This window comes from Treponema denticola, from assembly GCF_024181405.1.
GTDB classification, from domain to species: Bacteria; Spirochaetota; Spirochaetia; order Treponematales; family Treponemataceae; genus Treponema_B; species Treponema_B denticola_D.
The window spans coordinates 859,238-872,978 of sequence record NZ_CP051302.1 but is presented as its reverse complement, the minus strand read 5'-3'; the positions used below and the strand labels follow the sequence as shown (position 1 = coordinate 872,978).

At 37.1% G+C, this 13,741-nt stretch carries 9 protein-coding genes; 6 read left to right on the top strand and 3 right to left on the bottom strand.

Annotation, left to right across the window (positions count from 1 at the left end):
• The first annotated feature begins 65 nt into the window (after positions 1–65).
• From HGJ18_RS03965 to HGJ18_RS03945, 5 genes are read left to right on the top strand one after another with little or no spacing between them, the layout of a single operon-like run.
• Positions 66–2,453 (top strand): midas domain-containing protein, encoded by a 2,388-nt coding sequence (locus HGJ18_RS03965; RefSeq protein ID WP_253697785.1) that lies wholly within the window; start codon positions 66–68, stop codon positions 2,451–2,453.
• Positions 2,453–3,388 carry a hypothetical protein gene (locus tag HGJ18_RS03960; RefSeq protein ID WP_253697783.1) on the top strand — a complete coding sequence of 312 codons (936 nt, stop codon included), beginning with the start codon at positions 2,453–2,455 and terminating at the stop codon, positions 3,386–3,388. Before HGJ18_RS03965 ends, HGJ18_RS03960 begins: the two co-directional genes overlap by 1 nt.
• A complete protein-coding gene (locus tag HGJ18_RS03955) occupies positions 3,372–4,901 on the top strand; it encodes a 6-hydroxymethylpterin diphosphokinase MptE-like protein (RefSeq protein ID WP_253697782.1) in 1,530 nt (509 codons plus the stop codon). The genes HGJ18_RS03960 and HGJ18_RS03955 overlap by 17 nt, the downstream gene beginning before the upstream one ends.
• Positions 4,898–6,421 carry a motility associated factor glycosyltransferase family protein gene (locus HGJ18_RS03950; RefSeq protein WP_253697781.1) on the top strand — a complete coding sequence of 508 codons (1,524 nt, stop codon included), beginning with the start codon at positions 4,898–4,900 and terminating at the stop codon, positions 6,419–6,421. The genes HGJ18_RS03955 and HGJ18_RS03950 overlap by 4 nt, the downstream gene beginning before the upstream one ends.
• Positions 6,421–7,848 carry a diguanylate cyclase domain-containing protein gene (locus HGJ18_RS03945; protein ID WP_253697780.1) on the top strand — a complete coding sequence of 476 codons (1,428 nt, stop codon included), beginning with the start codon at positions 6,421–6,423 and terminating at the stop codon, positions 7,846–7,848. The genes HGJ18_RS03950 and HGJ18_RS03945 overlap by 1 nt, the downstream gene beginning before the upstream one ends.
• 46 nt (positions 7,849–7,894) lie before the next feature.
• On the opposite strand, the gene HGJ18_RS03940 is transcribed toward HGJ18_RS03945, so the two are convergent.
• From HGJ18_RS03940 to HGJ18_RS03930, 3 genes are read right to left on the bottom strand one after another with little or no spacing between them, the layout of a single operon-like run.
• A complete protein-coding gene (locus tag HGJ18_RS03940; RefSeq protein WP_253697777.1) occupies positions 7,895–8,722 on the bottom strand; it encodes a lipase family alpha/beta hydrolase in 828 nt (275 codons plus the stop codon).
• A gap of 16 nt (positions 8,723–8,738) precedes the next feature.
• Positions 8,739–10,100: a glycoside-pentoside-hexuronide (GPH):cation symporter gene (locus HGJ18_RS03935; protein WP_253697776.1), complete on the bottom strand. Its 1,362-nt coding sequence runs from the start codon at positions 10,098–10,100 to the stop codon at positions 8,739–8,741.
• Between the two features lies 1 nt (position 10,101).
• On the bottom strand, positions 10,102–12,426 hold the full coding sequence (locus HGJ18_RS03930) for an alpha-galactosidase (protein ID WP_253697775.1): 2,325 nt from the start codon (positions 12,424–12,426) through the stop codon (positions 10,102–10,104).
• A gap of 112 nt (positions 12,427–12,538) precedes the next feature.
• On the opposite strand from HGJ18_RS03930, the gene HGJ18_RS03925 reads away from it, so the two are divergent.
• Complete coding sequence (locus HGJ18_RS03925; protein ID WP_253697774.1) at positions 12,539–13,738, top strand: transglutaminase-like domain-containing protein; 1,200 nt, start codon at positions 12,539–12,541, stop codon at positions 13,736–13,738.
• Positions 13,739–13,741: the final 3 nt, after the last annotated feature.

The window sequence follows — 13,741 nt, the reverse complement described above, 5'->3', positions numbered from 1 at the left end:
AGGTTATTTACAAATTCTGTCGATATATAGTATAATTATAGATATAAGTTATACGGGAGAATAGCATGGCATTAGATTTTAACAAAATTGAAGAACCGGATGATTCGGTTTTTCCGGTAAAACTTGAAGATGATTCAAATCTCGATATGTATGGTGTATGGGTCAAAAAAAGGCCTGAACATAAAGACGGTTATGAAAGTGTGTTGCCTGTAGAAAATGAGAATGCTGAGGATCCTTTTGGAAACGACATATTGGAATTTGACGACCATGATATTATAAATTTAGATAATTCGGATGAGCCATTAGAGTTTGAAGAATTAACAGCATTGAATAATTTTGAAACTATAGACAATGAAGGTAATAAAACTGAAGAACATCTTGAAGATTTAAGTATTACTTCTGAGGATGATATTTATGGAGATGAATTCGATATTTTTGATGAAGCTGATGCCGTAGTAATTGATGAAGATGTTAAGGATAGTTTTGATATTGATCTTGATGTAATGCCGAAAGTTGAAGAAGAAACCGCATCCGATATAAATGAATTTGAAACTCTTGATTTAGATGACTTCCTAAGCGATTCTGAATCTCTTGAATCAACCGACAAAAATGAGAACAAAAATGAAGACGGAAGCCTTGAACCGGATAACAATATAAAACTGGATCTGTCTTTTGATGAAGACTATTTGGAAACAAAGGAAAGCGATGCCATAGATTTTGAAGGAAACGAAAGCTTTGAAATAACATCAGATGAACCCGATACAAGTGAAACTGCAACAGAAAACAAAACTTTAAATATTGAAAATTTACCTGAAAGGACAATTGACGATATTTCCGACTTTGATGAAATTTTAGATGAGCTTGAAGTTAATGATGAAAATAAGGCAGAAGACATAGAAGAACTATCGGATGAAATTCCTCTTAATATTACCATAGACGAATACTCGGATATAAGCTCTCTCGCAGGTAAAACTATGAGCGGCGATGACGACTTAGAAGATGTCGAAATATTCAGCGATATTTCCGAATTCGAAGAAGCAAAAGATATTGAAAATACTAAAGAAGAAAAGAAAGAAGATGATGGCTTGGTAATAGAAAGTACCATAATAGAAGCAGGTAATATCGACGAAATCCGAAAAGAAAATCAAAAAATTATGTCTGACTTTTCTACGGCAGATGAAGAAAAAACAGAAGAAGCTGAAGTAATAGATGATTTTGACTCAATGTTGGATAGCGTTATGGGAGAATCGGCGGAGACGGAAAATACAGTTGAAGAAAGCGGCAATATGTTTTTTGACGATATTGAAGCCCTTGAAAATGACCTTTTAGACTCAGGAAGCCAAGAGATACCGGAAGAGTTTACGGAAGACCTTTCAGTAGTCCAGTCACACAAAAAAAATGAAGAGGTACAAAAGGCAGCATCACAATCCAATGTACTTGCAAACGATAAGGCTACCGAAATCTTAACCCAAATTGCAAGCGAATTAGTAAACATCAAAAATGAACTTGCAAATATGAAATTTGAAATGGCCCAAACACAACAAAAATTGGAAGAGTCAAAAATCTCGGCATCTCAAGAAAATACTATAACCGGCAGCATTTTAAACGATGTAGCTGAGAGCGATAAAACAGGATTCTTTAATGATGATGATGGAGATGAAACAATCGCCCTTACAGGTGATGAACTTAATAATATATTGATAACGGCCGATTTCACGGAAGAAAACACGGAAAAAGATTACGAAATCCCCGAAACATTGGATGAAATCGACGGGGCTTTCCTCGATGATGATAACCTTGAGAAAGATAATAATAAGAATGAACCCGAAGTTTTTGCCGATAATGACCTATTAAACGCTGTAGAGCCTGAACATATCAATGACTTAACTGATGACATCAGCTATCTTGATGAAGACGTAGAGCTACACACTGAAGATGAACCGGATGAAAAAATCGAGGAGATTGAAATAGAAGATTTCCTTTCCGATGATATACCGGAAGAGCCGGCTTTAGAAGATTATAACTTGGATGAATCCGATACTGATGAGGGTGGAATTCTGGATGATTTTGACATGCCTATCACAGAGCTTGAGCTGCCTGACGGACAAAGTATTCCTCTGGGCGATGAATACAGCGGTTTTGAAGCTATTACGGAAAAGATTGAAGAAGGCCATGACGAGGCTGCGGACTTTGAAGATTCAGTATTTTCACCCGAAGAACTAGATCAAGCCGCCAAGGATATTCCAAGACTTGAGCTTAATGAGAGTGCAGCAGAGGAACAAAAAGTACAGACCGAAACCTTACCGATTCATTTAAAAGATGAGATCAAGTCTGTTCTAACATATATGGATCAGCTCTTGGAAAGTTTACCTGAAGAAAAAATTGAAGAATTTGCAAAATCGGAATACTTTGATACCTATAAAAGACTTTTTGATGAGCTGGGGATATCCTAATGGGATTGAGGCAGAAGGCGGAGGCTGTAAGCATAAAAGCTTATCGGCCTCCAAAAGCACCGACCGAAAGGCCTCATTCACCTTTTTTTGATGCAAAAGACAATTTTCAAACCCTGCTTAAAAATCTCCACATTGAAAAGGGCGGTTTTTTGGTAAAAGCCAATGAAGATTTTTATAACCTCTGTTTTGCTGCAGGCGTGGATATAACTACTTTTCATAGGTGCATGATACCTTCAAGCATTATAGAAGGATTTGAAGCTAAGCAAAATAACCGCTATTCTCTTACAAATAAGGATTTAAGCTCGATAAAGAATTTCTTTTCTTCTCAGGAGTATATAAGCATCACAAATCTTATTTTATATCCTGTTGAAGAAAATAGGAGTTTTTTATTTTTAATAAAATCGCAAAAAGATTTTTATAGAGAAGCCTTTGACTTTGAAAAGACAGATAAGTTTGTAAAAGAATTTTTACCCTGCTATGATCAATATAAACAGATTATAGAAACGGCAAGGCCGGTATACCCTTTTCAGTATGGTACGGACACGATAATGCTTAAAATAAAATCGGCCTTAAACCTTAATAATACGGCCCATTTATTAAAAATCTCGTTTTTACATGTTTTTACCGATAGGGTAACACTGCAAAGCGATTTAAATACTCTCGAACTTTATTATTCGATAATAAATAAAATTCTTAACCTGATAGGAAAATCCAATATGGCAATGTTATGTATGGATAATTGTCTTTATGCATCAATATTCTCATCGGAAACCCTGCCTATGGATATTTATACACAAAAAATAACGGCAAGCTTATCCAAGATTTATGGAGAAGACATCTGTTCTAAAATTTTGATGGACTACACAGGAACCTCAAAAGATATAAACGAGATAAAAAATTTTTTTAAGGCCGTGATAAATGATAAAACAAGTTAAATTACACTCTTCATATAACCCTCAAAAAGAGGCCGAAAGGTTTTCCGATACAATACAGGGAAACCCAAAAATTATCGTTATCACGGAACCCGGAGAATCTTACCTTGCGTCAGCTTTACGTAAAAAATTTCCTAAGACTAAATTGATGGCCATGAGGTACACGGACAATTATTTTTTGGAGTCGGATAAATTCTGGGACAGGGTTTGGAGACCGGCTTCAGGAAATCCATCTTTTTTTTTGGTTAATAATATTCCGGATGAATTTTTATCGTCTACTTTGTTTTTACCTTGGAAGCCGGCAGAAAAGGTTTGGCCAGATTCGGCTTCTTGGGTATGGAAGGAGATATCCGAAGCCGTAAAAATAATACAGAGCCTGATAGCTACAAGAAGTTTTTTTGGAAAAAGATGGCTTAAAAATATGGGCGATAATTTTATCTTTACCGAAAAACCCGTCAATCTAGATTTTTTTGGTGAAAATAATATTGAAAATAAAAAGCCCTCTTTTTTTGCAGGAGCCGGCCCCGGTTTAAATGAGGTCTTGGATAATTATTCTAACAATATAGACGGAATGTTTAACATGGCTGCTGCTTCAGCCCTGCCGGCAGTCTTAAGCCGAAATATAAAGCTTGATCTATGTATATCGACTGACGGGGGATTTTGGGCGGCAAATCATTTAAAATATTTAAAGGATGAAAAATTTAAAGAGACCTCCCTAGCCTTCCCGTTGGAAGCAAAAATTCCTTATCAGATTCTAAAAGACAATAACTGTCTTTTTTTAAGTTACGGCTCAAGCCTTGAAAATCTTTTTTTTACAAGTTTAGGTATTGAGCCAATTCCGGCAAAAAGAAACGGAACGGTGTCAGGCACGGCAATAGAGCTTCTCTTAGACAAGACCGGGGGAAAAATCTTTATTGCAGGCTTGGATTTAAAGGAATCAAAGGGCTTTTCCCATTGTTCTCCCCATGAAAGTCAAATACAAAAAGAAATTAAAGCAAACCGCTTAGATACTCTATCCAATTTTGCAGCTATATCGAATTTTGATCTGCGCTCATTAAAAACTTACGAAAAATGGTTTAGCCGAATGCCCGTGCCGAGGGCTGAAAGGCTTTTTAGGATAGGAAAAGACCTTCCTCCTTTAGGGAATATAAAATCAATAGACGGGGAAGATTTTAAGGATCAGGTAAGAGCACAAGAAAAAACAAATAAAAAGAATATTCAGGTAAGACAACTAGAACACAAAACTATAAAAGAAAAAAAAGCCCTGCTCTCCGGAATTTACCAAAACATAAAAGAGGAAATAAAAAACAAGACTTTTTTTGATAAAATAAAAATAAGTGCAAAGGAAAAAGAATTAAGCAGTCCTGAAAAAGAATTATGCGAATTTATTTCTTTTCAAAATTATATGACCTTTTTAAAAGAAAAAGATACTCCCAATGAAGCGGAAATTAAACTAAAACTTGAAAACGAAATAAGCTCCTTTTTAGAAAATCAAATTAGAAGGCTTAAACAATGAATTTTTTTGACAAGAATATAGAAGCATTAAAAAAAATAAATTTAAAACTTGCCGAAGATATTATAAATTCCGACGATAACTCCGATTACTCTTCCGATAAGGAAAGCTCTAAAACGGGACTTGATCTTCCTTTGCTAAAAAACGGCAAACTCCTTCATTCTAAATATGACCCATTAAAAGAAGCATCGAGATTTTTTACAGGGAACGAAAATTTTATTCTCTTTTGCGGATTGGGGGCAGGTATTCACATAGAGTTTTTTTTAAATAATTTTAAATCAAAGTACTGTGCCGTAACCGAAGCAAGTTTTTCAAATTTTAAAAGCTTATTTAAAATTATAGACTTTTCTCATCTTATTCTAAATAAGAACCTATCTTTTTTACCGCCATTTGAATCGGAAAACTTTGAAAAAGAATTTATCAATAGCTATATTCCGGCCATCCACGGCAATTTTGAGATAAAAATTTTAAGGCCTTGGGAAGACTTTTACAAGGAGAAAATCCCAATATTTGAAAAGAAAATTCAAGCCTCATTAGAAAAAATACAGGCAGATGTTTCAACTCAGGCAGCCTTCGGCAAAATATGGATGCGGAATATTATGCAGAATTTAAAAACGGCTTCTTTAATAAGACCGTTTATTCCTAAAACGGATCCTAGTAAAAAAGCCTATATTTTAGGAGCCGGTCCGAGCCTTGAATCTGCCTTGGAAAATATAAAAAAAAACAGGAACTCCATTGTTCTTTTTGCTTCAGATACGGCCTTTCCGGTTTTAATATCGGCAGGAATAGAGGCCGATTTTTTTGTGACGATGGACCCGCAAAATATTTCTTATTCTCATTGTTTTAAACCTTTTACAAAAAATACCGTAGGTATATTTGATCTTTGCTCAAATCCGATTCTTGCGAGGGAATTCTTAAAAAACGGCAACTCTTTTTTCTTTACAAAAAGTGCCCATCCCTTTGCCCAATATGCTTCTTTTTTTTCTCCCTTTCCTTATATGGAAACAGGAAGCGGTACTGTTGCTCTTGCGGCAAGATCGTCAGCCCTTTCCCTTGGATTTAAAGATTTGAAATTTTTCGGTTTGGACTTTGCTTATACCGGCGGTAAGGCATACTCAGCCGGAACATATCTTTCAAAGCAATTTGAAAAAACGTCTTCTAAAACTTCGCCTTTGGAAACAAAATTTTGTGACCTTATGTTTAGAACGGAAGTAAAAAAAACGCAAGAAAACGGAAAAATAACTTATACTACAGATCTTTTAGACGGGTATAAAGCTTTTTTTAAAGGGGTAATCAGCCTTAACTCTGCTTCCCCTGTGTGGAAAAAAGAAGACTTTTCAATATTCCAATATGAGGAATTTATACGTCATCTAAAAACGCCGGCTTGTAAGGATAAGAAGATGCTGACAACAGCTCTTTTGCCTTATTTTGCATATTTAAATAAAAGATTATCTAAAAATATCTCGAATTTTGCCGATGTAGAACTTGTACTATCTCAAATTCTGGAGTATACTGTAAGTTAATGAAAAAGATGTATATTGGCATATATGCCGCAATAGCTTTATTGATTATAGTAGGAACATTTTCATGGTTTGTATATGGGATTATAAGGGATTCCGATACCGGTGCGGAGGAAGCCAAATCTACATTTGCTTATTTTGCAAAACAGATTATAATCTCATCCGAAAAGGAAAACTTTGCCCAAAGTGAATATAATCAAAGATTGTATGCACTTGCGGATGAGCTGGAAATCAAGGCCTTTGTTATTTCCAAACCTTCTAAAAGTATCGTAATTTCTTGGCCCAAAGATTCCGACCTAATAAGCTATGATGAAGGTGGTAATTTTGTTATAAAACCGGCCTCCTTATTTATAAAAAATCACAGCGGAAAAATAAATGTAAAAACAATGAAAAGCTATGATACCGAGCTTGTATTGACGGCCTCTATCCCGACATTAAAACCGGCAGCAATCTATTTAAGAATTAGAAGTGCATTTTTTATAATATTAGCCGTAACAATTTTAACCGTAATAATAATTCTTTCTACAAATCTTTCTAATACTCAAGACAGAGTATATGCAGATATAAATAAAAGAACCTTTGAGGACGATTTTAGAGACGGTGAAGGATTCAGCCCCAAAACATACGCTGAAGAAAATAAATATTATGAACCTGAAGAAGTCTATCCTCATGACTATACCGAAGCAAAAAAGGAAGATGAAGCCGGTTTAAGGCCTATCGAAAATACCAAGTCCGGCAAAGATGAAGATATCTACGGCCTTGAAGATCTGGATAATTTAAAAATTACACAGCAGTTCCCTTATGAGGCAGGCAAAGAAGCAAAGCTTAAAGAAGAAAAAGATATTAGCTATATAAGTTCGGATTCGGAAGAATACAATGATGTTAAAGCATCGGATTTCGGCACTGTAAACGCAGAAGCCATAGAAAAGGTGAGAGGCCTTTATTCTCCTATTACGGGAATAAGCTGGCAGGAATATTTACCCGAATATCTGGAATCGGAATTACGAAGAGCCGCATCATCCGAACAGGACATAGCCTTAGTTATTATGAAGCTTGAAGATTTTACTCTCGAGAGCATGATAGGAAAGAAGATTTCGGCTCTTTTAATAGACTTTATAAAATTCAGGGATATGATTTTTGAATTTGATAATAACGGTTTTGCGGCTATTCTTCAAGACACCAACTTAGATGAGGCGATGAAAAAGGCCGAGGAAATATATAAGGGAACCAAGAATATTTTAACCGAATACGATATATCGAAATCGGTGTCGATAGGTATTACAACAAGAACATCCCGCCTTATTTCGGCAGGAAGAATGATTGAAGAAGCTCAAGCAGCGGTAAACCGTGCTATAAAAAATAATGAAGATCCTATAGTGGCCTTTAGGGTAAATCCGGACAAATACAGGGAATTTATTTCGGATAATTAAATAGATGAATCATAATTACGGAATAACTAACAATAAAAGAAATAGTCTAAAACCCTAGCTTCTTAAGTTCCTGTACATGCTCAATATAAATATTGGTAATATCAAAATTACCAATCGTAGACTGGCGGATATCTACTATATCGGAATGTGAAACACCTCTTCCACCTTTGTTTTCTATTAAGCCCTTAAAAATGCCCCACTTTGCAGATTCAACAGGGATGAGACCGTCGTTATCTCCATCGATAAATTTAACTATTGGATAGCTTAACAAAAATATGATATCACTTAAGGCATTGTTCATCTTTGCAGCATAGCTGAAATACCGTACTTGATTATCGTCTTTATTTTCGGCATTAAATTTTTCCATATTTTCAGCACCTAATTCTTTTACTGTCTTTTTAAATTGAGGATTTTTATCTCCCCATAATTTAAAACAAACATTGACAAAAGGATTAAAAACGGATATTACAAAAGGTATGCGGCAGGCAGCATCTATAGCCTTAATCCCGCGGTGGGGACTAGCAAAGGTTGTCAGCGAAGCCGTATTTTTTCCAGCTCCAAGAGAGGAAATAAGATAACGGGCCTCAATTCCGCCTTTCGAATGGGCTATAATATTAACCTTTTCAATATGTTCAGTTTTGATAATATCATCAAGCTTTGCCTTAATTTTTACGGCATTATCATGTATTGTTCCTATACGATCATGGTTACTGAAAAACACCTTAGCCCCGTGATTTTGCAAGCAGCCGGTTATTCTTCCCCAATAAGAATAATACTTTGAATTATCTTTAAAACCGATACCATGAATAAAAAAAAGAGGATAACGTGTCAGGCACGAGCTGTTGCAGTCATATTTAAAATCGGTTTTACTCATAGACATTTTATCTACATCATTTTTTAACCAGCTCGCCCCGCTCTTCAAGTTCAGTTAAAATGTTAGCATAGGTTTTTTCGTCGATTTTATAGCGGAGGCGGTATAGGATGTAGCTGCCGACTATACAAAAAAGAGGAAAGACGAGCATGGCTGTCTTCATCATTAAAAGGCCTTCCTTTGTAACCTCGGCAGCGGATGAAGCTTCTTTGATTCCTGAAAGAATGACGACTGCGCTTACGATGCCGTTTCCGATAGCTCCTGAAAGTTTATTGATAAAGGGCTGAATCGAAAACGAAATGCTGTCATTCCGTTTGCCCAATTTCCAATGGCCGTAGTCAACACAATCTGCGAGGAACATGAGCATCATAAGCTGAATAAAGGCCTGACCCACAAAGAGAAGAACTCCCGAAATACCGATAAAAAGCATGGTATTTGTAGGAGCAAAAAAGAAGAGGATGTAACCTGCCAAAACCATTATTATCGAAGCCGTATAAATTTTTTGCCTTACAAAAAATTTACTTAAAACCGGAAAAATAATCAGGGCCGAAATTTGGGAAAGGCCTAGGATAATTGCAAAGACTGAATACATGCCTTCATCGCCATAGGAATACTTAAAAAAGTAAAGTCCGAAACCGGTTGTGGTCATATAACCTATCATAAATAGAGTCATGGCTATTGCAGTCAAAAGGAGCTGGTCATTTTTTACTATAACGCTCAAAAGCTCTTTAAGGGAGGTATGTTTTTGAGGTTTTGTTATTTTCGGTTCTTTTACGCCGATTAAGGTTATAATTTGACCGAGCCACATAATTAGGGTAACCATAATTGCAAAGAAAAAATATCCCTTTGCAAGGCTTCCTGTCTTATTACCCCATGCGGTTGTAATGGGAACTATGCCGGCAACAACAAAGAAAAGCCCTACATTTGCACATATACGGGCAATAGATCCTATTTTTTCTCTTTCTTTTTGATCCACACTTAAAGAAGGAAGCATTGACCAATAGCTTATATCGTTTGTAGTAAAAGCAACACCCCATAAAAGATAGATAATGCCGAAGAAGGCTGCATAAGCACCTCCCTTAATCCCGAAATCCGTAAAAAGAAGGATCGTAAAAATCCCTGAGGTCAAGGCTCCGAAGGCTATCCAAGGCTTAAATTTTCCGTACTTGGTTTTGGTATTATCGACTATCAGACCCATAATCGGATCGTTACAGGCATCAAAAATGCGGGCTGCAAGAACAATAACCGTAATACTCCACAATACATTTGTAGGAACATAAATTACATCGGTCATGTAAAAAATAAGGTACATGCTTATCAAAGAGTACACCATATCTCGGCCTATAGTTCCAAGGCCGAAAGTCCATCTGTTTTGTTTCATTTTAAATGACCTCCTTTGTTACAAATAAACAGGAACCGAAGTCTCCCCAAAGATGAGTCTTATCATTATAATAAGTGCCCATAAACTGATTATTTAAAAGAATACCGTAGTCCAACAGCTTTCCTGAAGCTCGATATTTTTCTACACAATCTAAAAGAGCATAATACTTGTTTACCGTTCTTAAAACAAGCCCCTCAGGGTTTAAAGAAATGGGCAGCACATGTTTAATCAAACCTCCGAAACGCTTTATATAGAGGCTTTGAGGTTTTGTTTCAACCTCGTATAAGGCATTTTCCTTCATTCCTTTAACTTTTAAAATACTGTGCCCGTCGGCAGTCCGTGCCTTCATCTGAAAAAGGCCTGATATGGCAGTCCTGCCGTCAGAACATTGCCAATGCCTCTGATTATTTTTATGAGTACCTATAACCGAAAAAGAACCGAACTGAAAAATTTTTCTGTATTTTTTATAAAAAGAAACTTGTTCTTTTATTTCTTTTTTTTCGGCATGGGTTAAAAATTTTAGATCCAATTCATAACCTAAGACCCCGAAACAGGCGGTATTAAAGCGGGTACTCAAGGAGGTTTGCCTTAGGGTCTGCTGATGTGGCGAGGCCGAAACATGGGCTCCCATGGCAGAAAGCGGATATAAAAGACTTAAAGAGCTTTGTATTTCCTGCCTTTCCACAGGGTCGGTATTGTCCGAAGTCCATATCTGGGGAGAAAAGCAAAGCATTCCAAGATCAAAGCGGTTTCCCCCTGAAGAACAGCTTTCAAGCAGAATATGAGGACGGGGAGAAAAAATCCTCGTTAGGACTTCATAAAGGCCTAAAATATAACGGTGATAAAACTCTCCTTGATTTTTTAAAGAAGGAGAAAAAGCTGCCGATATGTGGCGGTTCATATCCCATTTTACATAAGAGACATCCGCCTCATCTAAAATCCGTGAGACATTTTCAACTATATAATCCCTCACTTCTTTAAGACAAAGGTCAAGGACGAGCTGATGCCTTCCTCTGACCGGCTCCCTGAAAGGCTCTTTTAAGGCCCATTCGGGATGAGAACGAAATAGATCGCTGTCCTCGTTTACCATTTCAGGCTCAAACCAAAGCCCGAAGTCAAGCCCTATTTTACGCACCCTGTCGGCAAGTTTTTTAATTCCGCCGGGGAGTTTTTTTGTATTTACCCGATAGTCGCCGAGGCCTGCACTATCGTTATTCCGGTCTCCGAACCAGCCGTCATCAAGCACAAAAAGCTCAAGCCCCAGCTTTTTTGCCTGACGGGCAGAGCGTAAAAGGCTTCGGCGGTTAAACTTAAAAAAATCGGCTTCCCAATTGTTTATTAAAACAGGCCTTTCTTTTTCTTTCCATTCGCCTCTTACAATGCACTTATTTATAAAGCCGTGCATATTTGAACGAAGCCCGTTAAATCCCCTATCGGAAAAAGAAAGAAGAGCCTCAGGAGTTTCAAAGCTTTCACCTTTTTTTAAATCCCAAGAAAAACAATGAGGGCTTATCCCGATACCTATGCGGATTAAGTCCAATTGACTTTTTTGAACAAAGCCGAAATGATTGCCGCTGTAGATAAGGTTGAACCCGTAGACCTCTCCCCTATCCTCCTCTGCCCCGTGAGCTGCAACAAGAAAACCAGGATTATGACGGTTAGAGCTTGCTCCGGTTGTAGACTCGTTTACCCACATCCCATAGGAAATTTCTTTTTTGTGGAGATGAGCTTCTTTAATCCAGCTCCCGTCAAGTGTGAACATATCGAAGCCCCTGTCCGGAAGATCTATCATCATACTCATAAGGCGGCGTATTTCCAAGGCTTTTTCATTATTATTCGTCAAGACGGCACGCCTTGTTATAATATTAAAGGACGGAAACACCGTATAGTAGAGTGCAAGATTAACATCGTTTATATCTTTTAAATTTATGATAAGGGTTTCGGCGTCTTCATTTCCGTCAATGGCGGAAGGAAGAGACTGCATAGGTTTTAAGCCCTTTTCTATCTTATGGGATTGATAAACAAAGTCGTGCGTAAAAGAAGAATCGGGCATTCTTATTTCGCAAGGAGAATAACGGTAGTCTCCCCTACCGTTTCCCGACCATTGCAAGGGGATATTATCAAGCACATAGAGGGGGTCTTTTTCGTTATAGCAAACGGAAGAACCTGTCTGTGCCGTTCTTTTTACAAGGAGCCCCTGTATATCGCCTCTTTCCATCTTTTTACCGTAATGCACGGTTTCCAAGTGGCCGTAGGGACTTATACGGAACCAATAACTTGAGTTCTCGGTTTCCAGATAAAAAACATCATTTTCAAATTGAATCATAGCCCGAACAGTATAGCATAATTTTGAAGGATATGCAAAGTAAATTTCATGTTAAAACTATAGTATTATTATTAAAAATAAGTTATAATTATAGAGTGATATGAGGGAAAAAATGAAAAAGAAAAACGTTTTATTATTTTTTTTGTTTCTAAGCTGTTTCTTTTTTTTAAGTGTTTCTCTTTCGGCGGAACAAATGTATTCCCCTTCATGGGGCTATGCACTTGACCTGCCTGAGGATTTTGTTTTAGCCTATAGAGAAGGAAATGAAAGATACCTTTTTCAGCATGCTATTCTGCCGGTTGATTTGCAAATTGCCTTGTATGAAGAGCCCCAATTTAAGACTGCAAAAGAAGCGGCCGAACATGTTTTTAAACAGCTAAAAATGACTCATAAGGATGTGCCTTTTGTATGGAGAAATAAGGAAGCTCTTTTATCGTCGGTATCGTTTTTATATTCACCTTCCGAAAAATATAAACCTAAGGAGCTTTCAGGCTGGGTTTTAAGCCTTGAGCTGCCCAATAAAACAGGCTGGCTGGTTCTTCTTACCTATACCTACAAGGATAAGGCAAAGGAGTGCGAAAACCTCATGATTTCTTCCCTTGACACGGTTTATACCGATACAATGTCTTATTTTGAACCCGGGCCGGTTACAACAGCCCTCTATCCTAAAACAAAAGAAAAAACTATCGAGTATACTTTTAACAATAAAAACATATCCTTTACGATAGACGAATCCGATGCGGAAGCAAACAAGTCGGTAATTGACAGGGAATTTTCTGTTTTGACTATGTATTTAAATCATGATAATTTAATCGCAGCTTGGCAGCGTTTTTATAAGATAATTTTTAGGGATGCATGGAACCGCATAGCTCCTGCTTCCTTTGCCGTATATACTTCTCTCTTTGATGAAAACAATCAAAGCGAATTTGCCGAAAAAGCGGCAAAGGAACTGCTTTTTTTAGTTCAAAATTTTAACTATGAAAGAGACAGAAAAGGAAGCGATTTTATGAATTTGCCTCAAGCCCTTACAGAAAAAAGGGGCGACTGCGACAGCAGGGCTCTTCTTATGGTGCTAATGTTAAAACAGATGAACATAGATGCCGTCCTTTTGGTTTCTCCGAATAAGTCCCATGCCATAGCCGCAGTAGACTGTCCTGGAAGCGGAACCTGTTTTACTCACAATGGAAAAACCTATCTAGGCTGTGAAACTACGGCCCATGTTCCTATAGGAGAAATAGCCGATGAAATAGCGGCTCCCGAAAATTGGTTCCCCGTAGATTTTTACGTAATAGAAAATTTTGAATCAAATTAGCCC

Bases quoted from the DNA above. Each gene is read 5' to 3' on its own strand.
- HGJ18_RS03965 (WP_253697785.1), top strand. From the start codon at position 66: ATGGCATTAGATTTTAACAAAATTGAAGAACCGGATGATTCGGTTTTT.
- HGJ18_RS03960 (WP_253697783.1), top strand. From the start codon at position 2,453: ATGGGATTGAGGCAGAAGGCGGAGGCTGTAAGCATAAAAGCTTATCGG.
- HGJ18_RS03955 (WP_253697782.1), top strand. From the start codon at position 3,372: ATGATAAAACAAGTTAAATTACACTCTTCATATAACCCTCAAAAAGAG.
- HGJ18_RS03950 (WP_253697781.1), top strand. From the start codon at position 4,898: ATGAATTTTTTTGACAAGAATATAGAAGCATTAAAAAAAATAAATTTA.
- HGJ18_RS03945 (WP_253697780.1), top strand. From the start codon at position 6,421: ATGAAAAAGATGTATATTGGCATATATGCCGCAATAGCTTTATTGATT.
- HGJ18_RS03940 (WP_253697777.1), bottom strand. From the start codon at position 8,722: ATGAGTAAAACCGATTTTAAATATGACTGCAACAGCTCGTGCCTGACA.
- HGJ18_RS03935 (WP_253697776.1), bottom strand. From the start codon at position 10,100: ATGAAACAAAACAGATGGACTTTCGGCCTTGGAACTATAGGCCGAGAT.
- HGJ18_RS03930 (WP_253697775.1), bottom strand. From the start codon at position 12,426: ATGATTCAATTTGAAAATGATGTTTTTTATCTGGAAACCGAGAACTCA.
- HGJ18_RS03925 (WP_253697774.1), top strand. From the start codon at position 12,539: ATGAAAAAGAAAAACGTTTTATTATTTTTTTTGTTTCTAAGCTGTTTC.